Below are 24,915 nucleotides of genomic sequence, written 5' to 3'. Positions count from 1 at the left end.
GACACGGCAAAGTCGAGATTGCGCGCCGGATATTTCGGCGGGAGAGCACTACGTTGACATCGTAGGGGTCACAGGTTCACGCCCACCATCTGCCCCGCGGGCGCCTAGAACGTGATCTTGACGGAAGGCGCGCTGCGCCGGGCCTCGCCATGATAGACGCTTTCAATGTTGTTGCCGGCCGGGTCGAGCAGGAACGCGGCATAGTAGCCCGGATGATAGGGCCGCTCGCCGGGCGCGCCATTGTCGGTTCCGCCATTCGCCAATCCCGCCGCATAAAAGCCATCCACCATTGCGCGGCTGTCCGCCTGGAAGGCAAGGTGATGGCGGCCGGTTGGCCGGCCCTGGGCCGCCATGCTGTCCACCGACGATACGAACAATTCGTCCGCCCAGAAAAAGCTTTCCGCGGCACCGCCGATCGGCACGCCCAACGTGCCGAGAACGGCCTCGTAGAAACGGCGGCATGCCGGCAGGTCCTCCACCACCAGCTGGATGTGATCGATGAGTCGTCCGCGATGCAATTCGTTGGTCGCCATGATTCGCTCCTCCCTCGGGCTTCGTTCGGGAAGTGACACCATGACTGCAACCCTGCCGATTTTCCAGCCTTCATGCCATCAAATCAGATCCCTCATGGTGAGCCAACCAGCCTCGTGGTGAGCCCTCATGGTGAGGGAATTGGGTGGGTGGGAGGGGGATAATTCTGCGAGGTTGCAAACCTGGGCTCCCTGCTTTTCTGCAATCAAATCAACGTCCCTCATCCTGAGCCTGTCGAAGGACCCCACGACAGTAATGCAACGCCCGTCCCCTCTGGTGGGATAAATGGAAACTTATCCCACCACTTTGAAACCGGGTTATTGTGATTCGGTCCTTTCCAGTGGGGGAGCAGCTTCCGGTGCTGTTTCGACAAGCTGGGGAAGGATGGCGTTGCCGGACGGTCGGAAGTGACAAACCCGACTGGCCAGCAAACTGCAGAAGGAAACGGAGGTGGCGCTTCGTTTTCCGGGTTGTTGCGTCTGACAAGCGCAGCAACAGCAGGCAAAGACGTCGCGGGCGGTCTTCGGACCTCGACCCTGATACCATACTGACGCGCTGAAGACCGCCCGTCTCCCCCCATTTCAATGACCAGACGCGATTTCGCGGGCGTGGTGAGGGTTTTGTGTATTTAACAAGAGACTGCACAAACGTTGCAGCGCCCTTCGACAAGCTCAGGATGAGGGATTGGGTTTGATTGCAAGGAGGTAGTTTTGAGAGGTTTCAATCTCGGACCCCCTCCGTTTCCGCGATCAACAATTCTCCCTCATGCAGCGCTTTAAAGGGATTGCAGCAACAGCGGTGCAATCAACCGGGAGATGGCTCAGCATAAGGAAAGGCTCAGTGGCGATCCCCCAATGATTCGCCGCCGGCCCTGCCCCGGATCTATCAAATAAACGGCCGGTTTGTGGCAGCGAATTGGCAGAATCCCGGCCCTGGTTAGACAGGAAGGTCCCGCATGCCAGGCGCTTTTGACACCCTGAAACCGCGCAAAAAAATGCCCCTGCCAAGCTCGAACTTAATCATTTCTTAACACTTTCAATGGGTTGGACAAAATTTGTGCTATTATGGCAACACCCCCAAACGAAGCTGGGTTTCAGGTTGCATTTTCAATTGCCGCAATCTCAACACGGGTCTAGAACGGTGCAACCCAAGACAACCAAGGAGATCCAAATGAACATCAAGAGCCTTCTGATCGGCTCCGCCGCTGCACTCGTTGCAACAACCGGCGCACGTGCTGCTGACGCAGTCGTCGTTGCCGAGCCGGAGCCCGTTGAATATGTTCGCGTTTGCGACACCTACGGCGCTGGCTTCTTCTACATCCCCGGCACCGAAACCTGCCTGAAGATCAGCGGTTATCTGCGTTACGACGCCAAGGCTGGCGACGATGCCTACACCGGCGTCGAGCGCGACACCTGGGCAAAGCGTACTCGTGCAACCCTGCGCGTCGACGCTCGTAACGAGACCGAGCTTGGCACGCTGCGTTCGTACATCGAACTGCGTTACAACTTCGACGATGGCGCCAATGCCGACTCCGTCGAGCTGAACAACGGCTTCATCGAACTCGGCGGCTTCCGCGTCGGTGCAACCGATTCGCAGTTCACGTCCTACCTCGGCTATGCCGGCGACATGATCTCGGATGACGTCATCGAGTTCGGTGGCTATGTTTCCAACCAGATCAGCTACACCTTTGCCGGCGGCAATGGTTTCTCGGCCACGATCGGCCTGGAACAGGGTGACGATGCAGGCTTCAACTCCTACTACGGCGCAAGCGACAACTACGTAATCGACGATTACATGCCGCACGTCGTTGCCGGTGCGAAGTTCGAACAGGCTTGGGGCATGATCGGTGCCGTTGCCGGTTACGACGCTCTTTCCGAAGAGTTCGCTGGTAAGATCCGCTTGAACGTCAACGTTACCGATACGGTTCAGGCCTGGGTAATGGGTGGCTACAAGTCCAATGGCGACGAATACCGCAACAACTACTTCGGTCGTTGGAATGGTGACTTCGCTGTCTGGGGCGGTATCGCTGCCAAGGTTTCCGAAAAGGCAACCGTCAACCTGCAGGGCGCATACGAAGACGACGGCACGTTCGCTGCCGCTGCCAACGTTGCTTACGAGCTGGTTCCCGGCTTCGTAATCACCCCGGAAATCAACTACACCAAGTTTGATGGCGATCGTGGTGACGTTTCCGACAGCGACGACGCTTTCCAGGGCATCATCCGCTTCCAGCGCAACTTCTAATCCTTCAACGAATTATCGACCTGTGAACAGAGGGCTCCGGCCCTCTGTTTTTTTATGCGCCCAAGACCCGGGCCAAAGATTGCAAAGCTAAAGATTGCAAAGCAAGGGGCCGGAGCGCGCCTTCTGCGCGTCGAGGCTGGCCAGAACGGCATTGTTCGCCCCGCCGCCGCCTTCGACGGCATTCCCCCTGTCCATGGCCCTGTCCATGGCCCTGTTCACGTTGATTCCTTCGGGCCGGCTCATCAGGTCGCCCACCACCAGCCCGCCGAGCAGCAGCCCGAACAAGGCGGCTCCCGAACCATATTTGCGGCCGAGACCATCGGCGGCACCGGCGCATTCACGGACATAATCGGGGTAGCTGTCATCTCTGCGATTCATCACGAAACTCCTCGCTCTGCGTAACTGGAGAGGAAAAGATCGGGCAGGAATGGCCCGGAATTGTGCCGCCGGACCCGGCGGGCGCTACAAATTACCGTGAGTCCGCGCGTGATCGGGGTGCATCATTCCAGGCGCCGCCTGAACAGCCATGCCGCGGCCGTCAGCGTGCAGGCGGCAATGATCATCAGCGGAACCGTTTGCCGCACGACTTCCTCCAGCCCGATATCCCTGAGGAACACGCCCTTCACGATGACGAGGAAATATCGCAGCGGGTTGACCAGCGTGATCGGCTGCAGCCAGGCGGGCATGTTCTCGATCGGGGTTGCGAAGCCGGAAAGCAGCGTCGCCGGCACGATGAAGAGGAACGCGCCGAGGATGGCCTGCTGCTGCGTCGCCGACAGCGCCGAGATGAACAGACCGACGCCGACGATCGCCGACAGATAGACGAGCGCGCTGCCATAGAGGTAGGCCAGCGAGCCGCGGAAAGGGATTTCGAACAGGAATATCGCCGCAAGGAGATAGATCGTGATGTGGACGAGGCCGATGATCATCGGCGGTATCACCTTGCCGATCAGGATTTCATGCGTGCGCAGCGGCGAAACCATCAATTGGTCGAACGTGCCGAGTTCGCGCTCGCGGGCAATGGAAAGGGCGGTGACGACAAGCCCGATCAGCATGGCTATGCTGGCGATGAGGTTCGGCACCATGAACCACTGGAAGTCGAGATTGGGGTTGAACCAGTTGCGCGCCACCACCTTGACCCCGCCCGGCGGCCCGCGCCCCGCCGACGACGATATCTCCTGCCCGAGCTGAAGAACGATCTGGTTCAGGTAGCCCGCGACGATCTGCGATGCGTTGGATTTGCGCCCGTCGAGGACGATCTGGACGTCTGCGACGGTACCCGCCGCGATGTCGCGCGAGAAGGTCGGCCCTATCACCAGCGCCGCCACCACCTGCTGCCTGTCGATCGCCCGCCTGATCGCCGCCTCGTCCTGCGTCCGGGCGACGCTGCGAAAGGTCGGCGCGCCATCGATGCGCTGGATGAGCTCGCTGCCCCAATAGCCGCCGTCACGGTTGAGCACCATGATATCGACATTGCGCACCTCGAGCGTCGCCGCATAGGAGAACACCAGAAGCTGCAGGATGGGCGGCACGATGAGGATGGCCCTGCCCTTCGGATCACGCAGCACCGCGAGCAGTTCCTTGACGATCAGCGCTCTCAGCCGGGTCCACCACATGGCCTACTCGATCCGCTTGCGGGTGCTGCGCGCGGCAAGCACGAAGAACAGGGCGCCGATCGCCAGCATGACGGCGACCGCCCGCGCGAACATCGGCCAGATATCGCCGGCCAGGAACAATGTCTGCAGGCTGGGGATGAAATAGCGGGCGGGAACGATCAGCGTCACCCATTGTATGATCGTCGGCATCGAATTGATCTCGAACAGGAAGCCCGACAGCAGGAATGCCGGGAGGAAGGCCGACATCAGGGCGAGTTGCGACGCCAGGAACTGGTTCTTCGTCGCCGCCGAGATCAGGAGCCCCTGGCCGAGCGCCGGAACGAGGAACGTCGCCGCGAGCACATAAAGCGCGACGATGGAGCCCCGAAACGGAATGCCGAAGAGAAAGACCGCGACGAGGACGCAAAGCGTCATCGATGTCAGGCCAAGGACGAAATAGGGCAGTATCTTTCCGGCAAGAAGCTCGAGCGAGGTGACTGGCGTCGCCATCATCGCTTCCATCGTACCCCTCTCCCATTCCCGCGCGATGACGAGCGACGTCAGCAGCGTCCCGACCAGCGTCATGATGATGGCGATGGAGCCCGGCACCAGAAAGTAGCGGCTCGTCAGTTCGGGATTGAACCAGAACCTCTGTTCGACCTCGATGCCGCGTCCGGCCGTCGCGGTTTCCGCCGAACGGATGGCGCGCCACGAGGCGACGACGCCTTGCGCGTAGTTCTGCACGAAATTGGCGGTATTGGGGTCCGTGCCATCGACGATCACCTGAATCTGCGCCTCGGAACCCGCCGCGAAATCGGACGCGAAAACCGCCGGGACGACCAGTATCCCGCGTATGTCGCCATCGACCAGCGCCTTCTCGAACTGGCGCCGGTCCTGGCCGGATACGACCTCGAAATAGCGCGACGCCTTGAAGCTGAAGCCGAGATCCTGGGTCAGCGGCGTCTGCTCCTCGACGACGAGGCCGATCCTGACGCGGGTCGTATCCAGCGAGACGCCATAGCCGAAGAGGAAGAGCAGCACCAGCGGCAGGACGAAGGCGATCAACATGCTGCTGGGATCGCGCAGCAATTGATACGTCTCCTTGCGCACCAGCGCGGCGAGGCGGCGGACGGAGCTGCTTGCCTGCGGCCTTGTCGCCTCGCTCATGCGCTGCTCCCGGCATCCGATTGCCTGATGAGGGCGATGAACGCATCTTCCATGGTCGGGTCCGGCATGTCGGCGCCGGTGACGCTCGCCTTGAGTTCGTCGGGCGAGCCGAGCGCGATCGACTTGCCCCGGTAGATGAGCGATATCCGGTCGCAATATTCCGCCTCGTCCATGAAATGCGTGGTGACGAGCACGGTGACGCCCTTTTCCACCAGGCCGTTGATATGGGTCCAGAACTCACGGCGGGTGATCGGATCGACGCCGGATGTCGGCTCGTCGAGAAACAGCGCTTCCGGTTCGTGCATGACGGCGCAGGCCAGCGCCAGCCTCTGCTTCAGCCCGAGCGGCAGGTCCTTGGCCGACATCGCCTCGACCGGCCGGAAGGCGAATATCTCCTTCATCAGCCGGGTGCGTTCACGCCGCAGCCCGGCCGAAAGCCCATAGACACCGGCAAAGAAATCGAGGTTCTGGGCGACGCTGAGATCGCCATAGAGCGAGAACTTCTGCGCCATGTAGCCGAGCCGGTTGCGCGCCTGCGCCGTATCCCGGCGCAGATCATATCCGGCGACACGCCCCTCGCCCAGCGTCGGCTTCAACAGCCCGCACAGCATCTTGAAGGTCGTCGACTTGCCCGCGCCATTCGGGCCGAGAAGGCCGAATATCTGCCCGCGCGGAATGTCGAAATTGATATCATCGGCAGCGGTGAAATCGCCGAAACGCTTGGTCAGGCCCTTCGCCTCGATGACGATGTCGCCGCCGGTCGGGTCCCGCGCCGTCGCCGCTTCCGCCAGGGCGGAACGGCCGCCCGGTCCGCCGCCGAGCATATCGACGAAGGCATCTTCGAAGCGCGGCTCGGCCGGCGCCATGCTCGCCCCCGCCGGCAGGTCGGCGCGCGGCGCCCCGGCCTCCGGTGCCTGCTTGAGCACGATCCGCAATGCGTCGCCCTGGATGACGCCGTCGATGACATCCTCGCGCTCCAATATCCTGCCGAGGGCCGCCCGCTTGCCGCCGGAAACGCCGCTGATGCGGAAGACACGCCCGGCAACGCGGTCGGTGAGTTCGCCCGGCGCGCCGGCGAAGAGCAGTTCGCCCTGATTGAGCAGCAGCACGCTGTCGCAGGCCTCGGCCTCGTCGAGATAGGCGGTGGACCAGACGACGCTTACGCCCTCCCTGGTCAGGTCCTCGACCATCCGCCATAATTCGCGCCGCGAGATCGGATCGACGCCGACGCCCGGTTCGTCCAGCAGCAGCAGCCGGGGCTTCTGCAGCAGCGCACAGGCGAGGCCGAGCTTCTGCTTCATGCCGCCGGAAAGTTTTCCGGCGAGGCGCCCGGTGAAGCTCTTGAGATCGGTGAAGGTCAGGAGTTCGTCGAAAGTCGCGCTGCGGATATCCGGCGCAAGGCCGCGCAGATCCGCATAGAGATCGAGGTTTTCCCTGACCGAAAGGTCCTCGTAGAGGCCGAATCGCTGCGGCATATAGCCGATGGATTGCTGGATGGAACGCGCCTCCCGCGCGGCATCGAAGCCCAGCACCGTGAGGCTGCCGCTATCGGGCTGCATCAGCCCCGTCATCAGGCGCACCAGCGTCGTCTTGCCTGAACCGTCCGGGCCGACAAGGCCGGCGATCTGGCCCGAGCCGATCCGCCCGGAAATGCCATTGAGCGCCGGCGGCCCGTCGCCGAAGGTTTTCCTCACATCGTCCAAGCGAACCACATCGGCCGGTTCCTGCGCGCTGGAGGCGATGTTTGTCATCTCGATGCAACTGCCGGCGGCGGCAGCCTCACCGTTACCGGCATGCCCTGGCGCAGGCCGGCCGCGCGGCCGTCGATGACGATACGCAGCCGGTAGACGAGGTCCGTCCGCAGATCCGGCGTCTCGACGGATTTCGGCGTGAATTCCGCCACTGGCGATATGAAGCCGATCTTGCCCTTCACCGCCATGCCGGGATCGCTGTCGGTAAACACCGATACTTCCATTCCCGGGCGGATGCTGCCGAGTTCGGTCTCGGAAACATAGCTGCGCACCCATAGCGGCTCATGCAGCGACAGGACCGCCACGATGTCGCTCGGACTGACGATTGCGCCGTCTTCGCGAACCCGCGAAAGAATGACGCCGTCATTGGGCGCCCGCAGCTGCGTATCGGCAAGCGACGTGCGCGCCGAGGCAAGCCGCGCCTCGGCTGCCGCAAGATTGGAGCGCGCCGCTGCGATGTCTTCGCTGCGCGAGCCCTCGTTGAGCAGCGCCAATGCCTCGCGCGCCGAATCCGCCCGCGCGGCGGCTGCGGCCTTGGCTGCGGCGGCTTCATCGAGCCCCGCCTGCGAAATCGTGCCGTTCGGGCGCAGCCGCGCCGCGCGCTCATGGGCAAGCGAGACGTTCTTCAAATCGGCCAGGCGTTCGTTCAGCGTCGCTTCGGCCTGGGCGATCTCGGTCTTTCTTGGCCCCGCGACAAGCTTTTCCAATGTCGATCGCAGCGCCGCCACATCGGCCTCCGCCGCCGCAACCGAATTGCGGTAGGGTTCGTCGTCGAGCTGGGCGATGACCGCCCCCGCCTTCACATCGTCGCCCTCGTCGACGAAGAGCCTGTCGATCCTGCCATTGACGCGAAATCCGAGCTGGACCTGCCTGATATCGACATTGCCGTAGAGCGTCCGCTCCGCCGCCGACGGCTCGGCCCAGCCCATGCGTGCCGGAACGTCGAACCACCAGCCGGCGCCAGCGAGCAGGGCTATGCCGGCAAGACCGATGATCAGCGCCCGCCTGTTCATCGTTTCGCTCCAAGATCGGCGATCAGTTCCTCGGCGAGGGCCTGAATGCGCTCGACTTCGGCAGGGCCAGCGCCGGACCACTGCATCTGCGCCATCACGGCGGCATTGGCCATGCGGAAGACGAGCATGCTGCCGATGAGCGCCAGCATGCGCAGGCGCACATGTTCGGATGCCGGGTCTTCGCCGAGCATGGTTCCGACAAGCCGCGTGCCGACTTCGAGCATCGGCTTCATGACGCGGCCATAGATGATCTGGAATGCCGCAGTCGGCTCCATCTGCTCGCGAAGCAGGAACCGCGCCCACGGCGCGGATTCATCGCTGACGAACACCGCCGCCATCTTTTTCAGGATCGAGCCGAGCAGCATTCCCGCCTCCTCGCGCGAGGGAGCGAGCCCCTCCGCGGCGAGCTGCTCCAGCCGGCCGCGGATCTGGCCGCGCAGCTCCGCCACATGGGCGTCGATGCGGTCGCCGAGATATTCGGCCGTCGCCAGGTACAGCCCTTCCTTGCCGCCGAAATGGTACGGAATCGCCTGCAGGTTCACGCCCGCGGCATCGCGGATCATGCGCGTCTTGGTTCCGTCGAAGCCGTAGCGGCCGAACATGTCGAGCGCGACAGGGAGGATTTTCATCCGCGTGGCTTCGCCCCGGTCCGGGACCCTGGCTTCATCTTTCGCGACTTTTTCCATGCCCGCATTATAGGCGCGAGACAAATTAAGTCAATCGAATGAATTGAGTCCCGATGCGTGCGAGGACACTGTCAGTTGCCCTATTCTGTGCTAGCATCCGGCCATGACGGACGTTCCCAATATCAGGCTGCATTCCGGCCCGAATGTTACGAAGGAAGATGCGGAGGCCAATCGTTGGAGCTTCGCACTGGAATCGGCCGGTCTTGGCGTCTGGGATTCGAACCTCGTCACCGGCCAGTGCTATTATTCTCCTACCTGGAAGCGCATGCTCGGCTACCGCCCGGAGGAGCTCGGCGACCGCAGCGACCTCTGGCTCACCCTCATTCATCCCGAAGACCGGCTGCGCGCCGTGGAAAGCGGCGAGCGCCATGTGAAGGGGCTCAGCGACAGTGTCGAGACCGAGTTCAGGCTGCGCCACAAGGACGGGTACTGGGTCTGGGTTCTGGATCGCGGCCGCGTGGTGGAATGGGATGCGGATGGCAAGCCCACCCGCATGATCGGGGTGCAGACCGATATCACCAGCCAGAAGCAGGTGGAAAGCCAGCTGAAATTTTCGAACGAGCGCGTGCAGCTGGCGCTCGATGCGGGCCAGATCGGGCTTTGGGAATTCGATCCGGCGACCGAAACGGTCTATTGGGACCGGCGCATGCGCGAGATTTTCGGGCTGCCGCCGGGCGAGCGCACCATTGCGCGCGAAACCTGGCACGAACTGCTCCATCCCGACGACGCAGCCAGCGCCGAAGCGCAGATCGAAAGCACGCTGGAAACCGGGCAGCCGGCCAAGATGCGCTATCGGATCGTCAAGCCCGACGGCGATATACGCCATGTGATCGCGCTTGCAAGGCGGGTGACGCATGGGGCGTCGACGCTGCTGATGGGCAGCATCTGGGACGTCACCGATGAAGTCGTCGGCGCGGAAGCGCTGGCGCGGGAGAAGGAGCTTTACCGGATCACGCTGAATTCCATCGGCGATGCGGTGCTGACGACCGACGTGGAAAACCGCATCACCTTCGCCAATCCGGCGGCGGAAAGCCTTCTGCTGAAGAGCAAGGCCGACCTGATCGGCGAGACGGTGGACGCGGTCTTTGCCCTGCGGGACGAATTGACCGGCGAACCGGTATTGTTGAGCAGCATGCTGGCGATCAGGAGCGGCCGGACCGTGGAGGGCGCCGAGAACAATCTGCTTTTCCGCCCCGACGGCGAGCGGCGCGCGCTGCGCAATCTTGCATCGCCGCTGTTCGACCTGACCGGCCGCATCACGGGCGCGGTTCTCATCGTCCAGGACATCACCGCCGCGCGGCAATTGCAGCGCCAGCTCGCCCATGCCGCGTCGCATGACCCGCTGACCGGACTGAGCAACCGCATCGCCTTCGAGACGGCGGCCACCTCGGCCCTCGCCCGGCTGGCCGCCGGCGTCCAGTACGGGCTCTATTACATCGATCTCGATCATTTCAAGTCGGTGAACGACACCTATGGCCATGCCGCCGGCGACAAATTGCTGAAATCCTTCGCCGAGATATTGCTGCGCATCCTGCCGCATGGCGCCATTGCCGGGCGGCTCGGCGGCGACGAATTCGCCGTGCTTGTCACTGTGGGCAGCGAGGGAGATGCCATTGCGCTCGCCAACGAGCTCGTCGGCGCGCTCGGCGTGGGTCCCGCCAGTCCGAGCGAGTTGAGGGACGTCGGAGCGAGCATCGGCGTCACGCTGCTGGGCGATGGTGCGATCACCCTTGGCGAGGCGCTGGCACAGGCCGACGCCGCCTGCTACACGGCCAAGGCGCAGGGCCGCAACCGCGTGGCGCTGTATCGCCCAACTCCCTCGTCCTGATCCACCGGGAGGTGGTTCTCCTGCAAGTTTGCAACAGCCCGATTGGAATATCGTTCCACTATTATCCGGAACCGGAGAATATCGTTCCTTACCCAACCAATAAGGGCAAGGTGATTTCTGGCATGGCTTCCGGCGCAGGCGTATGGTCCGCGCAAAGAAGGATATCGATCATGTCTGCAACCACCCTCGACCAGAACCCGACGGCGCATTCGCCGCTCGGCACGCCCGGATTGGGAGCGCTCCTCGTGCTCGCCATCGGCACGCTTGCGCTGGGCCTCGCCTACGGACCCGCGCAGGGCGCGCTGTTCCTCGTCGGCGGCGCCCTCGGCATCACGCTCTACCATGCGGCCTTCGGCTTCACCTCCGCCTGGCGCGTGTTCATCGCCGATGGCCGCGGCCGGGGCCTGCGCGTGCAGATGCTGCTGCTGGCGCTCGCCGTCCTGCTGTTCTTCCCGCCGCTGGCGAGCGGATCGCTCTTCGGCACCGCGGTCAAGGGCTCCGTATCGCCGGCCGGACTGTCGGTCATCATCGGCGCATTCATGTTCGGCGTCGGCATGCAGCTTGGCGGCGGCTGCGCCTCCGGCACGCTGTTCACCGCCGGTGGCGGCAATGCGCGCATGCTGGTCACCCTGCTTTTCTTCATCATCGGCTCGGTCGTCGCCACGGTCCATTTCGACTGGTGGACGAGCCTGCCGGCGCTTCCGCCCATATCGCTGGTCAGCACGTTCGGCGCGGCGGGCGGCATCGCGATTTCGCTGCTGCTGTTCCTAGCGATCGCCGGCCTGACCGTACTGGTCGAGAAGCGTCGCCATGGCGCGCTCGAAACACCGGCGCCCTCGCCGCGCCACGGCCTGCCGCGCTATCTGCGCGGACCCTGGCCGCTGGTATTCGGCGCCGTCGCGCTGGCGCTCCTGAACTTCGTCACGCTGGCCATTGCCGGCCGGCCGTGGGGCATCACCTCCGCATTCGCCCTCTGGGGCGCGAAGGGCGCGCAGATCATCGGCGTGGACCCGTCCGCATGGGCCTATTGGCAGACACCCGGCAATGCCAAGGCGCTCGGCGAAAGCGTCTTCGCCGATATCACCTCGGTGATGGATTTCGGCATCGTCGCAGGCGCGATGCTGGCAGCGGCGCTCGCCGGCAAGTTCGCGCCGTCGTTCAACATACCGCTGCGGTCACTTTTGGCCGCCGTCGCGGGTGGCCTGCTGCTCGGCTATGGCGCCCGCATCGCCTATGGCTGCAATATCGGCGCCTATTTCTCCGGCATCGCCTCCGGCAGCCTTCACGGCTGGCTCTGGGCGGCAGCGGCCTTTGCGGGCAATGTGTTCGGCGTGAAACTGCGTCCGTTCTTCTTCCTCGAACGCAAGGCCGTATCCCGCGCGGACGGATAGCTGCTCTTCAAGTTTTTTTCACTGAGCATCGCTGCAAAATTGGCTATAAATGGACGCCGCCGGCATCGCCGGCGGCCATCACCTAATTATTTCCAACTTTCCTCCCGGAGACATGAGATGCAGCTTGGTATGATCGGACTTGGACGCATGGGCAGCAATATGGCCCAGCGGCTGATGAAACATGGACATGAATGCGTGGTCCATGACAAACGGGCCGAAAGCATGACTGAATTGCAGGCTCTTGGGGCGAAAGGCAGCACGTCTCTCGGCGAATTCGTGTCGCTTCTGGCCAAGCCGCGGGCGATCTGGCTCATGCTGCCGGCGGCGATCGTCGACAGTGTCATTGCCGAACTCGTCCCCCTGCTCGACAAGGACGATATACTCATCGATGGCGGCAACTCCTATTATCATGACGATATCCGCCGCGGCCGCGATCTCGCGGCACAAGGCATTCATTATGTCGATGTCGGCACCAGCGGCGGCATATTCGGCCTGGAACGCGGCTATTGCCTGATGATCGGCGGCGAAAAGGCGACCGTGACCCGCCTCAACCCCATCTTCGCTTCCCTCGCCCCGGGCAAGGGCAGCGTCGCGCCCACCGCGACCCGCGTCGAAGACCCGGCCAATACGGCCGACCAGGGTTTCCTGCATTGCGGGCCGCATGGCGCCGGCCACTTCGTCAAGATGGTCCATAACGGCATCGAATACGGCTTGATGGCCGCCTATGCGGAGGGGCTCAACATCCTGCGCAATGCCGATATCGGTCTCCAGAGCCATGAGGTCGATGCGGAAACGACGCCGCTGAAAAATCCCGAGCATTATCAATACCAGTTCAGCATTCCGGACATTACCGAAGTGTGGCGGCGCGGCAGCGTGATCAGTTCCTGGCTGCTGGACCTGACCGCGGATGCGCTGCATGAAGACCCCGCCCTGGAACGTTTCGCCGGCCATGTCTCCGATTCCGGCGAAGGCCGCTGGACCGCCATTGCCGCGATCGACGAGGCGGTGCCGACGCCGGTCCTCAGCGCCGCGCTGCAACAGCGTTTCAGCTCGCGCGGCAATGCCGATTTCGCCAACAAGGTCCTTTCCGCCATGCGCAGCGAATTTGGCGGCCATTCGGAGAAGCCCAAGAAGCCGGATTGATCCGCAGCCCAACTTGCACCCCCACAGACTTGCACCCTCCAGACTTGCACCCTGGGCGATGATGTGTCATTAGGCGCGTCCCCTTCGGGGCGCGCGGCGCCGCGCTCCTGATTTTCGATGGATTCCACACAGGATGCACCCATGGCACAGGCTCTCGGCTTGGATTTTGGCACGACCAATACGGTGCTCGCCCTGACGGAGGGAAACGGCACACGCTCCGTCCGCTTCAACAGTCCGACGGGCAGTTCGGATACGATGCGGACCGCCCTCTCCTTCATGAAGGACCCGGTCGTCGGCGCAACGGCGCTCAAGGTCGAGGCCGGCCATTCGGCCATCCGCCAGTTCATCGACAATCCGGGCGAATGCCGGTTCCTGCAATCCATCAAGACATTCGCCGCCAGCGCGCTGTTCCAAGGCACGCTGGTCTTTGCCAAGCGGCAGACATTCGAAGACCTGATGGAGGTGTTCCTGCGCCGCCTGCGCCATTATGCCGAGGCGGATTGGCCATCGGCGATCTCGCGCGTGGTCGTCGGCAGGCCGGTGCATTTCGCCGGGGCGAGGCCCGATCCCGCGCTTGCCATCGAGCGGTACAACGAAGCGCTGGGGCGCTTCGGCTTTCCCGAACTTCACTTCGTCTACGAGCCGGTCGCCGCGGCCTTCTACTTCGCCCAGAGCCTGACCCGTGACGCAACCGTGCTGGTCGCGGATTTCGGCGGCGGCACGACGGACTATTCCGTCATTCGCTTCGAACGTTCCGCCGGCAGATTGCGCGCCATTCCCGTCGGCCACTCGGGCGTCGGCATCGCAGGAGACCATTTCGACTCGCGGATGATCGAGAACATCGTCGCCCCGCAGATCGGCAAGGGCACCTTCTTCAGGAGCTTCGACAAGGTCCTGGAAGTGCCATCGTCCTATTACGCCAATTTCGGCCGCTGGAACCAGCTCTCCATCTTCAAGACCTCGCGCGAATTCACCGAATTGAAGAAGCTCCTGCGCGACAGCCTCGACCCGGACAAGCTGGAACTTTTCATCGATCTCGTCGAGCATGACGAGGGCTACCCGCTCTACCAGGCCGTCTCCGCCACCAAGATCGCGCTGTCCGCCGAGGAAGAGGCCCGCTTCGAATTCGCACCGCTCGGACCCGGCGGCAGCAGGGTGGTGACACGGCCGCAATTCGAGAGCTGGATTGCGCCCGACCTGCAAAAGATCGAAGCGGCGCTCGACGACGTGCTCGAACGGACGGCCACCAGCGCGGCGCAGATCGACAAGGTGTTCCTGACCGGCGGCACCTCCTTCGTTCCCGCCGTGCGCCGCATCTTCACGCGGCGCTTCGACGAAGGCCGCATAGAAAGCGGCGGCGAATTGCTGTCCATCGCCCATGGGCTTGCCCTCATCGGCGAACGCGACGATATCGCCCAATGGACGGCCTGAGCCAGCCGGGGTGACAATGCGCCGATAAAGCGCTAGAGCAGCCGGAATGGCAGAGAGTCAGGATAGGAACCCATGAAGGACGCGATCTCCCTGAAACAGTTGAAGGCAGCGATCGGCACCGAGATCGGCTGCTCCGAATGGCGCGTCGTCACCCAGCAAATGATCGATCAGTTTGCCGACGCCACCGACGATCACCAGTTCATTCACACAGATCCTGAACGTGCGGCAAAGGAAACCCCTTTCGGCGGCACGATCGCGCACGGTTTCCTCACGCTGTCGCTGCTTTCGACCCTGGCATATGAGGCGCTGCCCATGCTGGAAGGCGCGACGATAGGCATCAATTACGGCTTCGACAAGGTCCGGTTCATGTCGCCGGTGCACACGGGAAAGCGCGTGCGCGCGCGCTTCAAGCTCGCCGATGCCGACATCCGGCCATCCGGGCGCGTGCTCAACAATTACGAGGTGACGCTCGAAATCGAGAACACGCTCAAGCCCGCGCTGGTAGCGAACTGGCTGACATTGGCGGTCCTGGAAAATCCGCCCGAGATGGACGAACTCTGACATTGTCCGCCCTCGCCGGCGCCAGCCTGCCAAGTTCGTCGAGCGGCGCCGGCTCTCCTGCATAGGTGGTGACCAGTTCGCGGAACGGTATCGGCCCCTGCACGAACATGCCCATGTCGTACTCGTTGCGGATCTGCGCGCCCTTGAGGAACAGCAGGTGCATCTTGAAGAAATTGTTCTTCGCCCGGCCATAGCGCGCCGGCCTGTGGATGTTCTTGAAGCCGATCCGCTTGATGATCGGCGCCTGTTTCGGCCGGATGCCGAGGGAACTGGCCGGGTCCGAGCGATAGAAATGGATGATGTCGGTCACCGCCTGGAACTCTGTCCACAGCAGCGGCGATTCCTCGAGCAGCAACCGCACATCCTCGCGCAGCATCCCCGCGCGCGGGTGCAGCGCAATCATCAGCAGGCACGAGCCGGCCGCGACCAGCGAAATCGGCTTCTTCCGCATCAGCTCCGGATTGCTGCGCCATAGATCGGCCATGGCCTCGACCGCCGGCACGGTGCCGAGGCTATGCGCCACCACCACGATCTCCTCCGCCTCGCTCGCGCGCAGCTTCTCGGCAAACATCTCGGCGAACCGCAATTTCGCCGCGCGCTGCAATGCGCTGCGGCCGTGGATCCGGTCGGAGGCAGCCGCCCAGTCATCGAGCAGATAGGAGAAGAACAGGCGGTCTCCCGGCCAGCGGATCAGGATGCGGCAGATGATCGCCGCCGTCGGGATGGTCCAGGCAAGATGCCATGGGTTGGATTCGAGAAACAGCGGGGCAAGGCCCGCCGCCACGAGAAACGAGACGAGGAAGCAGGCGAGCGCGAAAGGCCACAGGAAGAACAGGCAGAAACGCCAGCTCGTGCGCCAATAACGATAGAAGGTGCCGGAAAGGATGATATCGAGAAAGGCCGAAAGGCCGGAGGCGAAACGGGTCGGCACGCTCCTGGCCGCGTAATCCTCGAATATGCCGGCCGTGCCGAACTGGACGAATTCCGTCTCGGTTTCCCAATCGGCTCCCGTCGTGGTGAGGGTCATGGCGGCGATGTCGCCGCCGGCGGGCGCCATCGGCGTGGACGAGGTCGTGGCATGCCACAACTGGTCGAAATCCGCCGCACTGTTCAGGTAGCGGTCGCGCACGGCGTTCGGCCGCAGGCCCTCGTAACCCGTAAAATTAATTACCAGACGCTTCCTGATCGCCATCTTCTTTTCTCGGCAGTTGTAACCGCCGGATGGCAATCACCTGCGTCTATTCAGAAAAAAGCACGGCGTAATTGTGGTGTGGTTGAACCACACCTGAAGAATAAGTGCCGCGCGGTCACCCTGTCAGATGCCGCAATCCTTGGCAGATTCCTGCAGAAATGAATAGGCATATTCGGAAAACGAGCGCCAGCATTCGATGCGGAAACTGTCTTCGCCGGTGCGCCAGACGATCACTTCGATCTTGCCGAGCACCGTACGCGATGCCGCGCCGACGGGAAAAGCGGCCAGTGACAGGTCCTGCGGGCAACCGCCGCTGATGGTGCGGTCGGCGCCTTCGCCCGACACGATGATCCCGACATTGCGGTGCGAGACGTCGACCGCGGAATGGAGCACGTCGGCGCGCGCCAGCACCGCAGCAACGTCGCTGTCCGGCGCGTCGATCAGCAGCCATTCGTCGGGCCCGAGCCAGAGTGCGGCTCGCCCGTCTTTCGCGACGGCGGTGGATTTTGGCCGCGTGGGCAGGGAAAGCCCGAGCAGGCGCGAAAGCTTCGCCACCGCATCGGGGCGTGCCCTCAGCGATATGCGCGTCGCGTCGCCAGCCGGCGTCACGCTGACCGTGCGCCCGCTTTGCCTGTCGGCGCGCAGGGGATGGAGGCGGGTTGCGGAGCTCATGTCAGCCATTCAGCCGTTCTCCCTTTTCGTCAAAGAACACGGTGCCGGTCACTTCCACTTCGATCACTCCGTCGGGCATGGGCACATAAAGCGTTTCACCCATGCGTTTCGTCCCGTCCACGACCAGCGCCAGCGCGATCGAACGGCCGCAATTTTCCGACCAGTAGGACGACGTCACATGGCCGATCATCGTCATCGGAACCGGCTGGTTCGGGTTGGCCACGATCTGCGCCCCTTCCTCGAGCACCGTCCTCGGGTTCTTCGTGCGCAGGCCGACGAGCTGCTTGCGGCCCGGAGCCACCAGGTCGCGCCGGAGCAGGCCGCGAATACCGACATAATCCGTCTTGTTCTTGCCGATGGCCCAGCTCAACCCGGCATCATGCGGCGTGACGGTACCGTCCGTATCCTGACCGACGATGATATAGCCCTTTTCCGCGCGCAGGATATGCATGGCCTCGGTGCCATAGGGCGTCAGGCCCAGCGGCTTGCCCGCGGCATGGACGGCCTCCCACACCGCCTGGCCGTAATCGGCCGGCACATTGATCTCATAGCCGGCCTCGCCCGTGAAGGACATGCGGAAGAGACGGGTCGGAACGCCGCAAATCCTGCCCTCGCGCACGCTCATATGCGGCATCGCCTCGTTGGAAAGGTCGATGCCTTCCACCAATGGCGCGATGATCTGCCGGGCTTTCGGCCCCTGCACGGCGATGACGGCCCATTGCTCCGTCGTGGAGGTGAGCCAGACATCGAGATGCGGGAATTCCGTCTGGAGATAATCCTCCATATGGTGCATCACACGCGGCGCGCCGCCCGTGGTCGTCGTCACATGGAACCGATCCTCGGCGAGGCGGCCGACGACGCCGTCATCATAGATGAAGCCATCCTCGCGCAGCATGATGCCATAGCGGCAGCGCCCGACGCCGAGCTTTTCCCACGGATTGGTATAGAGCAGTTCAAGGAACTTGGCCGCATCCGGTCCCACCACCTCGATCTTGCCGAGGGTCGAGGCATCGAAAATGCCGGCATGATTGCGCACCGCGACGCATTCGCGATTGATGGCGGCGTGCATGTCCTCGCCCGCCTGCGGGTAATACCAGGCGCGCTTCCACTGGCCGACATCCTCGAACGGCGCCCCCTGGGCGGCGTGCCACGCATGTATCGGCGTGCGCCGGGTCGGATCGAACAGGCCGTGCCGCGCATTGTTGACGATGCTGCCGAACGTCACCGGCGTGAACGGAGCGCGGAAGGTGGTGAGGCCGACCGCGGGGATAGGCTTGCCCAGCGCTTCGGCGGCGATGGCAAGCCCGTGCATGTTCGAGGTCTTGCCCTGGTCGGTCGCCATGCCGTTCGTGGTGAAGCGCTTGACGTGTTCGATCGAGTGCATGCCCTCGCGCACGGCGAGGCGAACATCCTTGGCGGTGACGTCGTTCTGGAAGTCGACAAAGGCCTTTACGGTCGTATCCGCACCGGCGCCGGGGGCCGAACCCACCATGCCGCCGACCCAGCCCGAACCGCCCGACGCTGCAAGCCTGGTCCCGCTGGCGGCGACTGCGGAGAGGGCTTCGTCCAGCGTTGCCTGCAGATCGTCGGTACCGTTGCAAGCGCCGACCGAAACGCAATCCTGCGCATGATCGCCCGGCAGGAAACGTTCATTTGCCGCATCCCAGGCCACTTTGCCGCGCGATTGCGAAAACAGGTGCACAGATGGTGTCCAGCCGGCCGACATGATCAGGGCATCGACCGTGATCCTGCGCTCATTGCCGCCGCCCTTGTTGGGCTTCACCTGGATGGACGATACCCGGCGCTTGCCGCCCGCACTGAACACCGCGTGTCCGGCCAGGACCTCGATGCCGAGCGCGCGCGCTTCTTCGACCACCGGCGACGCCGGATTGTCGCGCGTATCGACGATGACGGGGATGTCGATCCCTGCCCGCTTGAGATCGATCGCGGCGGCATAGGCGGAATCGTTCGCCGTATAGACGCCGACCTTGCGGCCGACCGCCACGCCGTGATGATTGAGGAAAAGCCGCGCCGCCGAGGCGAGCATGATGCCCGGACGGTCATTATTGGCAAAGACCATGTGGCGCTCGATGGCGCCGGTGGCGAGGACGACCTTCCTGGCGCGCACCTGCCACAGCCGCTCGCGCGGCATATCGGCGGCAGGCCGGCTCAGATGGTCGCTGATCCGTTCGACGAGGCCGACGAAATTCTGCGCGTAATAGCCAAAGGCGGTGGTGCGCGACAATACCGTCACATTGCTCATGTTCCGCAATCTGGCTGCGGTCGCCTCGGCCCAGGCATAGGCATCGAGGCCATCGATCGTGACGCCGCTTTCATAGCGAAGCGCGCCGCCCATTTCCGGCTGCTCGTCGCACAGGATGACCTTTGCGCCGGTTTCGGCGGCACCGAGCGCGGCGGCAAGACCGGCGGCGCCGCCGCCCACCACCAACAGGTCGCAATGGGCGAAGCGATTGGCGTAGCGGTCGGTATCGGCCTCTCCCGGCACCACGCCGAGGCCGGCGGCAGCGCGGATCTTCGGCTCATAGATCGACTTCCACGCGAATTTCGGCCACATGAACGTCTTGTAGTAGAAGCCGGCCGGAAGCATCGGCGAGAAGAGATCATTGACCGATCCGACGTCGAAGGTCAGCGACGGCCAGCGATTCTGCGACTTCGCCTTCAGACCATCGTAGATTTCCTGGACGGTCGCCCGGACATTGGGCTGGCGGCGCGCCTTGTCACGCTCGATATCGACAAGCGCATTCGGCTCCTCGCTGCCGGCGGAGAGAATGCCGCGCGGCCTGTGATATTTGAACGAGCGCCCGACGAGGTGGATGCCGTTGGCGAGCAGCGCGGAAGCCAGCGTGTCGCCCTCAAGACCGGTCAGGTTCTGGCCGTCGAAAGTGAAGCGGACAGTCTTCGCCGGCGTGAGGCGGCCCTTGCCGGCAATGCGGTTGCTTCCGGAAGAAAGTGACGAACTCATTGTCAGAGCTCCGATTTGGTGGTGCGGGAGCGGCGTTTTCTGGTGGTGGGAGCGGCGGCGCCCTCCGCCTTGATCGCCGTCAAGTCGGGGCGCGGCTCGCCGGCCTTGTAGACGGTCAGGAACTTGTCGGAAACCGTGTCGCGTATGGCATTGAAGAACCGGCCGCAGCCGTGAATATGCCGCCAGCGCTCATAGACAAGGCCCTTCGGGTTCTGCCGCAGATAGAGAAAGGCAGCGAAATCCTCGTCCGACTGGTCGATGATCTTGCCCTCGCGCACGAGATGCGCCTCGCCGGCGTGGCGGAATTCGAGTTCCGGACGCTCTTCTTCGCAATAGGGGCATTTGATGAGAAGCATGTGTTGGCCTCGTTCCAGATTCAGTGCGCCACGGCGGCGGCGGCGGCTTCGTCGATCAGACGGCCCGTTGTGAAGCGTTCGATCGTGAATGGCGCGTTGATCCGGTGCGGCTCGTCGCGGGCGATCGTATGGGCGAAGACATTGCCGGAGCCCGGCGTCGCCTTGAAACCGCCAGTGCCCCAGCCGCAATTGACATAAAGGCCGGGCACCGGCGTCTTGGCGAGGATCGGCGAGCGATCCGGCGTCACATCGACGATGCCGCCCCATGAACGCAGCATTTTCAGGCGCGTCAGCACCGGGAACATCTCGCAGATCGCATCCAGCGTATGGTTGATGATATGGAGCCCGCCGGTCTGGGAATAGGACGTATATTGATCCGTGCCGGCGCCGATCACCATCTCGCCCTTGTCGGACTGCGAGATATAGGCGTGGACCGTATTCGACATGATGACGCATGGTATCAGCGGCTTGACCGGCTCCGAAACCAGCGCCTGCAGCGGATAGCTTTCCAGCGGCATGCGCACGCCCGCCATGTTCATGATGACGGATGTGTGGCCCGCCGCGACGACACCGACCTTCTTGGCGTTGATCGGGCCGCGACTGGTATCGACACCGACCACCGCGCCATTCGGCGCGCGGCGGATGCCCGTCACTTCGCAATTCTGGATGATGTGGACGCCGCGATCCGCCGCTGCGCGCGCATAGCCCCAGGCAACCGCATCATGGCGCGCGGTGCCGCCACGACGCTGGAGCGCCGCGCCGATGATGGGATAGCGCGCATCCGACGAGATATTGATCGGCGGGCAGAATTCCTTGACCTGCTCGGGCGTGAGCCACTCATTGTCGATGCCGTTGAGCCGGTTCGCGTGGATGTGCCGCTTGAACACCTGCACGTCGTGAATGTTGTGGGCGAGCATCATGACGCCGCGCGCCGAATACATGACATTGTAGTTAAGGTCCTGGCTCAGGCCTTCCCACAATTTGACCGCGTGCTCGTAGATCCCGGCGGATTCGTCATAGAGATAGTTCGAGCGGATGATCGTGGTGTTGCGCCCGGTATTGCCGCCGCCGAGCCAGCCCTTCTCGAGGACGGCGACATTGGTAATGCCGTGCTCCTTGGCAAGGTAATAGGCCGTGGCAAGGCCATGCCCGCCCGCCCCGACGATGATGACGTCATATTCCGATTTCGGTTCGGGCGAGGTCCATTGCTGGTCCCAGCCCTTGTGAGCGCGCATCGCCTCGCGTGCCAATGCAAATACCGAATATTTCCGCATCATCCAATCCTTGGCAAATCATCCCCGAAAAAGCACCGGCCTCGCGGAGAATACTGCGTAAATCCTGCCCGGCAATCGCCCTCGAACGCCGAACGAAGAACCACGCTTTTATGCATCAGTATCGCATTCGGCCAGTGGTCTTTTGCCATTTTGCGACGGAGATTGGCGCTCAGGCTTTGAAAGCCGCGATTGAGGCTGGGCCGCCGCGAAGGAAAAGCTGCCGCGCATGAATGACTCCGGTGGACATGGCGCAGACTTTCTGCTAATGCCGACACCAGTTTGCGGTGGGGACCCATCGCGAAGTCTGGTTCTTGTTCCTAATTTCAGGTGACCGGGCTCAACGAAATTCTAAGAGACAGGAAATAACGTGCAGGTACTCGTACGCGAAAATAATGTTGATCAGGCTCTCCGCGTTCTCAAGAAGAAGATGCAGCGCGAAGGCATGTTCCGCGAAATGAAGATGCATGACCACTACGAGAAGCCTTCGATCAAGCGCGCTCGCCAGAAGGCCGAAGCCATCAGCCGCGCCCGCAAGCTTGCCCGCAAGCAGGCACAGCGCGAAGGCCTTCTGCCGATGCCGGCCCGCAAGGCTCCGGTTCGCGCATCAGCGGCACGCTAAGTCGTAGTTTACGTCGGCTTGACCGAGGTCAAGGGTGGAGTGGCTTGCGTCACACCGCCCTTTTTCGTTTGACATGGGAACGGTTTTGTACCCAAAGCTTTTTGTTGGACGGGAACAGGGAAGATGAAAAAGACTATGGAAACGCCATCAAGCAGCCGCGCCCGATCGCTGGTCGGATCGATACGCACCACTGGTTTCGCCTTGTCTTCCGTCGCCCTTCTGGCGCTCGCGGGCTGTCAGAGCACCCCCACCTCCAGCATGGTGGGCATCGACAAGGCGCAAGGGTCGGCCGAGAACATCAGTTCGCTGAACGACGTCATCCGCAACAATCCCAAGGATCCCGAAGCCTATAATGTGCGCGGGTCCGCCTTTGGCCGCGCCGGCCGCAACAATGATGCGATAAAGGATTTCAACACGGCGCTGCAGATCAATCCGAATTTCTACCAGGCCTATGCGAACCGCGCCCTCGTCTACCGCAACATGGGGAACACCGCCCAGGCGGCCGCCGATTATTCCAAGGCGATCCAGATCAACCCGCAATATGACACCGCCTATATCGGCCGCGGCAATCTGTACCGCCAGGCCGGCCGGCTGAACGAAGCGCTGAGCGATTTCCAGCAGGCGATCCAGCTCAACACCACGGACGCCCGCGCCTACCATAATCGTGGCCTGATCTACCAGGCGCGCAATCAGCACAAGGAAGCGATCGAGGATTTCTCGACGGCCATATCGCTGCAGCCCGATGCCGCCGAGCCCTATAATGGCCGCGGCATATCCTATGCGGCGCTTGGCGACGACGACAATGCCTTTGACGATTTCAATACGGCGATCAAGCTCGATGGCGATATCGCCGAGGGCTGGGCCAACCAGGCGCTGATCTATGAGCGTCGCGGCGACAAGGCCCGCGCGGCCAAATCCTACGCCAAGGCCGTTCAGCTCGATCCGAACTACAAGCCGGCCAAGGACGGCCTCGCCCGTACGCGCGGCGGCGGCGCCTGACGCGGCCATTTGCCGAGGCCGAGCCCCCTACCCAATCCATGGATATGAAAAAGCCCGGCAGTGCCGGGCTTTTTTTGGTCAGTGGTCGAGAGCCTTGACGATGTTCTCGACCATCTTCTTGGCGTCGGCGAAAAGCATCATCGTATTGTCGCGGAAGAACAGCTCGTTCTCGACGCCGGCATAGCCGGAACCCATGCCGCGCTTGATGAAGAGCACCGTGCCGGCCTTGTCCACATCGAGGATCGGCATGCCGAAGATCGGCGATTTCGGATCGGTCTTTGCAGCCGGATTGGTCACGTCATTGGCGCCGATGACGAAGGCCACATCCGCCTGCGCGAACTCCGAATTGATGTCCTCGAGTTCGAAGACCTCGTCATAGGGCACGTTGGCTTCCGCCAGCAGCACGTTCATATGGCCCGGCATGCGGCCGGCGACCGGATGGATGGCGTATTTGATCTCGACACCCTCGGCCTTCAGCTTGTCCGCCATTTCCCGCAGCGCATGCTGCGCCTGCGCGACTGCCATGCCGTAGCCCGGGACGATGATCACCTTCGATGCGTTCTTCATGATGAAGGCCGCATCGTCGGCAGAACCCTGCTTGACAGGCCGCTGCTCGACCTCGCCGCTGGCAGCCCCGGCCGTTTCGCCGCCAAAACCGCCAAGGATGACGGAGACGAACGACCGGTTCATGCCCTTGCACATGATGTAGGACAGGATGGCGCCTGAGGATCCCACCAGCGCGCCGGTGATGATCAGTGCAAGATTGCCCAGCGTGAAGCCGATGCCCGCCGCCGCCCAACCCGAATAGGAGTTGAGCATGGAGACGACGACCGGCATGTCGGCGCCACCGATCGGCACGATGATGAGACCGCCGAGGACCAGCGACAGGATGACGATCAGCCAGAATACCGTGTGGCTTTCGGTCATCACCAGCGCAATCACCAGCACGACGATCGCCAGAAGCAGGGCCGCATTGATGAAATGGCGCCCGGGCAGCATGATCGGCTTGCCCGACATGCGGCCATCGAGCTTCAGGAACGCGATGATCGACCCCGTGAACGTGATGGCACCGATGGCGACGCCGATCGACATTTCGACCAGCGCCTGCCCGTGAATGCTGCCTATTTCGCCGATACCGAATGAATCCGGCGAATAGATCGCGGCAGCCGCCACCATCACGGCGGCAAAGCCGACCAGCGAATGGAACGCCGCGACGAGCTGCGGCATGGCGGTCATGGCGATCTGCTTGGCGATATAGGCGCCGACACCGCCGCCGATGGCGAGGCCGAGAATGATCAGCCCCAGGCCCTTGAAGCTTGGTTCGGCCAGGGCAAGCGTGGTGACGATCGAAATCCCCATGCCGATCATGCCGTAGAAATTGCCCTGCCGGCTGGTGGTCGGGTGCGAAAGCCCGCGCAATGCAAGAATGAAAAGCACGCCGGAGACGAGATAGAGAAAAGCTGCGAAATCAACGCTCATGCT

The 24,915-nt window shown here is 62.9% G+C and carries 21 protein-coding genes; 8 read left to right on the top strand and 13 right to left on the bottom strand.

Features of this window, described 5'->3' with window-relative positions; translation table 11 throughout:
• Nucleotides 1-104 precede the first annotated feature (104 nt).
• Complete coding sequence (locus tag M8997_RS00190; RefSeq protein WP_250018328.1) at nucleotides 105-533, bottom strand: VOC family protein; 429 nt, start codon at nucleotides 531-533, stop codon at nucleotides 105-107.
• A gap of 1,168 nt (nucleotides 534-1,701) precedes the next feature.
• On the opposite strand from M8997_RS00190, the gene M8997_RS00185 reads away from it, so the two are divergent.
• Nucleotides 1,702-2,772, top strand: a complete 1,071-nt coding sequence (locus tag M8997_RS00185; RefSeq protein ID WP_250020273.1) for a porin — start codon at nucleotides 1,702-1,704, stop codon at nucleotides 2,770-2,772.
• 87 nt (nucleotides 2,773-2,859) lie between these two features.
• Here M8997_RS00185 and M8997_RS00180 read toward each other — a convergent pair whose 3' ends face one another.
• From M8997_RS00180 to M8997_RS00155, 6 genes are all read right to left on the bottom strand, one after another.
• Entirely contained in the window at nucleotides 2,860-3,150 is a 291-nt protein-coding gene (locus M8997_RS00180) for a hypothetical protein (protein ID WP_250020272.1), read from the bottom strand.
• Nucleotides 3,151-3,272: 122 nt separating this feature from the next.
• A complete protein-coding gene (locus M8997_RS00175; protein ID WP_250020271.1) occupies nucleotides 3,273-4,388 on the bottom strand; it encodes an ABC transporter permease in 1,116 nt (371 codons plus the stop codon).
• A gap of 3 nt (nucleotides 4,389-4,391) precedes the next feature.
• Entirely contained in the window at nucleotides 4,392-5,534 is a 1,143-nt protein-coding gene (locus M8997_RS00170) for an ABC transporter permease (protein WP_250020270.1), read from the bottom strand.
• Nucleotides 5,531-7,285, bottom strand: a complete 1,755-nt coding sequence (locus M8997_RS00165; protein ID WP_250020269.1) for an ATP-binding cassette domain-containing protein — start codon at nucleotides 7,283-7,285, stop codon at nucleotides 5,531-5,533. Before M8997_RS00165 ends, M8997_RS00170 begins: the two co-directional genes overlap by 4 nt.
• Entirely contained in the window at nucleotides 7,282-8,298 is a 1,017-nt protein-coding gene (hlyD, locus tag M8997_RS00160) for a secretion protein HlyD (RefSeq protein WP_250020268.1), read from the bottom strand. Before hlyD ends, M8997_RS00165 begins: the two co-directional genes overlap by 4 nt.
• The gene (locus M8997_RS00155) at nucleotides 8,295-8,927 is read right to left on the bottom strand and encodes a CerR family C-terminal domain-containing protein (RefSeq protein ID WP_250020267.1); all 633 of its coding nucleotides are present in this window, start codon (nucleotides 8,925-8,927) and stop codon (nucleotides 8,295-8,297) included. Before M8997_RS00155 ends, hlyD begins: the two co-directional genes overlap by 4 nt.
• Before the next feature lie 160 nt (nucleotides 8,928-9,087).
• On the opposite strand from M8997_RS00155, the gene M8997_RS00150 reads away from it, so the two are divergent.
• The 5 genes from M8997_RS00150 (at nucleotide 9,088) to M8997_RS00130 (ending at nucleotide 15,338) form a co-directional block, all read left to right on the top strand.
• On the top strand, nucleotides 9,088-10,812 hold the full coding sequence (locus tag M8997_RS00150) for a PAS domain-containing protein (RefSeq protein ID WP_250020266.1): 1,725 nt from the start codon (nucleotides 9,088-9,090) through the stop codon (nucleotides 10,810-10,812).
• A 170-nt stretch (nucleotides 10,813-10,982) separates the two neighbouring features.
• Nucleotides 10,983-12,203, top strand: coding sequence for a YeeE/YedE family protein (locus M8997_RS00145; RefSeq protein WP_250020265.1), 1,221 nt, complete (start codon nucleotides 10,983-10,985; stop codon nucleotides 12,201-12,203).
• A gap of 117 nt (nucleotides 12,204-12,320) precedes the next feature.
• Nucleotides 12,321-13,346, top strand: a complete 1,026-nt coding sequence (gene gnd, locus M8997_RS00140) for a phosphogluconate dehydrogenase (NAD(+)-dependent, decarboxylating) (protein WP_250020264.1) — start codon at nucleotides 12,321-12,323, stop codon at nucleotides 13,344-13,346.
• Between the two features lie 141 nt (nucleotides 13,347-13,487).
• On the top strand, nucleotides 13,488-14,777 hold the full coding sequence (locus M8997_RS00135; RefSeq protein WP_250020263.1) for an Hsp70 family protein: 1,290 nt from the start codon (nucleotides 13,488-13,490) through the stop codon (nucleotides 14,775-14,777).
• Between the two features lie 72 nt (nucleotides 14,778-14,849).
• Nucleotides 14,850-15,338, top strand: a complete 489-nt coding sequence (locus M8997_RS00130) for a MaoC family dehydratase (protein WP_250020262.1) — start codon at nucleotides 14,850-14,852, stop codon at nucleotides 15,336-15,338.
• Here M8997_RS00130 and M8997_RS00125 read toward each other — a convergent pair.
• The 5 genes from M8997_RS00125 to M8997_RS00105 form a co-directional block, all read right to left on the bottom strand.
• Nucleotides 15,265-16,530 (bottom strand): alpha/beta hydrolase, encoded by a 1,266-nt coding sequence (locus M8997_RS00125; protein WP_250020261.1) that lies wholly within the window; start codon nucleotides 16,528-16,530, stop codon nucleotides 15,265-15,267. The two genes, M8997_RS00130 and M8997_RS00125, sit on opposite strands and share 74 nt — an antisense overlap.
• A gap of 123 nt (nucleotides 16,531-16,653) precedes the next feature.
• Nucleotides 16,654-17,211 (bottom strand): sarcosine oxidase subunit gamma, encoded by a 558-nt coding sequence (locus M8997_RS00120; RefSeq protein ID WP_250020260.1) that lies wholly within the window; start codon nucleotides 17,209-17,211, stop codon nucleotides 16,654-16,656.
• A complete protein-coding gene (locus M8997_RS00115) occupies nucleotides 17,204-20,185 on the bottom strand; it encodes a sarcosine oxidase subunit alpha (protein ID WP_250020259.1) in 2,982 nt (993 codons plus the stop codon). Before M8997_RS00115 ends, M8997_RS00120 begins: the two co-directional genes overlap by 8 nt.
• A 2-nt stretch (nucleotides 20,186-20,187) precedes the next feature.
• Entirely contained in the window at nucleotides 20,188-20,541 is a 354-nt protein-coding gene (locus tag M8997_RS00110; RefSeq protein ID WP_250020258.1) for a sarcosine oxidase subunit delta, read from the bottom strand.
• A gap of 20 nt (nucleotides 20,542-20,561) precedes the next feature.
• A complete protein-coding gene (locus tag M8997_RS00105; RefSeq protein WP_250020257.1) occupies nucleotides 20,562-21,815 on the bottom strand; it encodes a sarcosine oxidase subunit beta in 1,254 nt (417 codons plus the stop codon).
• A 367-nt stretch (nucleotides 21,816-22,182) separates the two neighbouring features.
• Here M8997_RS00105 and rpsU point away from each other — a divergent pair, with 367 nt between their 5' ends.
• Together rpsU and M8997_RS00095 are read left to right on the top strand one after the other, a co-directional pair.
• The gene (gene rpsU, locus M8997_RS00100; protein WP_099997993.1) at nucleotides 22,183-22,434 is read left to right on the top strand and encodes a 30S ribosomal protein S21; all 252 of its coding nucleotides are present in this window, start codon (nucleotides 22,183-22,185) and stop codon (nucleotides 22,432-22,434) included.
• 135 nt (nucleotides 22,435-22,569) lie between these two features.
• Nucleotides 22,570-23,433 carry a tetratricopeptide repeat protein gene (locus M8997_RS00095; RefSeq protein WP_250020274.1) on the top strand — a complete coding sequence of 288 codons (864 nt, stop codon included), beginning with the start codon at nucleotides 22,570-22,572 and terminating at the stop codon, nucleotides 23,431-23,433.
• Between the two features lie 78 nt (nucleotides 23,434-23,511).
• Here the strand turns inward: M8997_RS00095 and M8997_RS00090 are convergent, their stop codons facing one another.
• The gene (locus tag M8997_RS00090) at nucleotides 23,512-24,912 is read right to left on the bottom strand and encodes an NAD(P)(+) transhydrogenase (Re/Si-specific) subunit beta (protein WP_250020256.1); all 1,401 of its coding nucleotides are present in this window, start codon (nucleotides 24,910-24,912) and stop codon (nucleotides 23,512-23,514) included.
• Nucleotides 24,913-24,915: the final 3 nt, after the last annotated feature.

Source organism: Phyllobacterium sp. 21LDTY02-6 (assembly GCF_023554255.2).
Lineage (GTDB): Bacteria > Pseudomonadota > Alphaproteobacteria > Rhizobiales > Rhizobiaceae > Phyllobacterium.
The sequence above is the reverse complement of the archived record's forward strand: the minus strand, read 5'-3'. Positions and strand labels throughout refer to the sequence as shown.

Excerpts from the sequence above, each read along its gene's own strand:
- M8997_RS00145 (WP_250020265.1), top strand. The coding sequence starts at position 10,983 with ATGTCTGCAACCACCCTCGACCAGAACCCGACGGCGCATTCGCCGCTC.
- M8997_RS00165 (WP_250020269.1), bottom strand. The coding sequence starts at position 7,285 with ATGACAAACATCGCCTCCAGCGCGCAGGAACCGGCCGATGTGGTTCGC.
- M8997_RS00155 (WP_250020267.1), bottom strand. The coding sequence starts at position 8,927 with ATGAAAATCCTCCCTGTCGCGCTCGACATGTTCGGCCGCTACGGCTTC.
- M8997_RS00115 (WP_250020259.1), bottom strand. The coding sequence starts at position 20,185 with ATGAGTTCGTCACTTTCTTCCGGAAGCAACCGCATTGCCGGCAAGGGC.
- M8997_RS00170 (WP_250020270.1), bottom strand. The coding sequence starts at position 5,534 with ATGAGCGAGGCGACAAGGCCGCAGGCAAGCAGCTCCGTCCGCCGCCTC.
- M8997_RS00185 (WP_250020273.1), top strand. The coding sequence starts at position 1,702 with ATGAACATCAAGAGCCTTCTGATCGGCTCCGCCGCTGCACTCGTTGCA.
- hlyD (WP_250020268.1), bottom strand. The coding sequence starts at position 8,298 with ATGAACAGGCGGGCGCTGATCATCGGTCTTGCCGGCATAGCCCTGCTC.
- M8997_RS00130 (WP_250020262.1), top strand. The coding sequence starts at position 14,850 with ATGAAGGACGCGATCTCCCTGAAACAGTTGAAGGCAGCGATCGGCACC.
- M8997_RS00090 (WP_250020256.1), bottom strand. The coding sequence starts at position 24,912 with ATGAGCGTTGATTTCGCAGCTTTTCTCTATCTCGTCTCCGGCGTGCTT.
- M8997_RS00135 (WP_250020263.1), top strand. The coding sequence starts at position 13,488 with ATGGCACAGGCTCTCGGCTTGGATTTTGGCACGACCAATACGGTGCTC.
- M8997_RS00190 (WP_250018328.1), bottom strand. The coding sequence starts at position 533 with ATGGCGACCAACGAATTGCATCGCGGACGACTCATCGATCACATCCAG.
- M8997_RS00105 (WP_250020257.1), bottom strand. The coding sequence starts at position 21,815 with ATGCGGAAATATTCGGTATTTGCATTGGCACGCGAGGCGATGCGCGCT.
- M8997_RS00175 (WP_250020271.1), bottom strand. The coding sequence starts at position 4,388 with ATGTGGTGGACCCGGCTGAGAGCGCTGATCGTCAAGGAACTGCTCGCG.
- gnd (WP_250020264.1), top strand. The coding sequence starts at position 12,321 with ATGCAGCTTGGTATGATCGGACTTGGACGCATGGGCAGCAATATGGCC.
- M8997_RS00120 (WP_250020260.1), bottom strand. The coding sequence starts at position 17,211 with ATGGCTGACATGAGCTCCGCAACCCGCCTCCATCCCCTGCGCGCCGAC.
- M8997_RS00110 (WP_250020258.1), bottom strand. The coding sequence starts at position 20,541 with ATGCTTCTCATCAAATGCCCCTATTGCGAAGAAGAGCGTCCGGAACTC.
- M8997_RS00150 (WP_250020266.1), top strand. The coding sequence starts at position 9,088 with ATGACGGACGTTCCCAATATCAGGCTGCATTCCGGCCCGAATGTTACG.
- M8997_RS00095 (WP_250020274.1), top strand. The coding sequence starts at position 22,570 with ATGGAAACGCCATCAAGCAGCCGCGCCCGATCGCTGGTCGGATCGATA.
- M8997_RS00125 (WP_250020261.1), bottom strand. The coding sequence starts at position 16,530 with ATGGCGATCAGGAAGCGTCTGGTAATTAATTTTACGGGTTACGAGGGC.
- M8997_RS00180 (WP_250020272.1), bottom strand. The coding sequence starts at position 3,150 with ATGAATCGCAGAGATGACAGCTACCCCGATTATGTCCGTGAATGCGCC.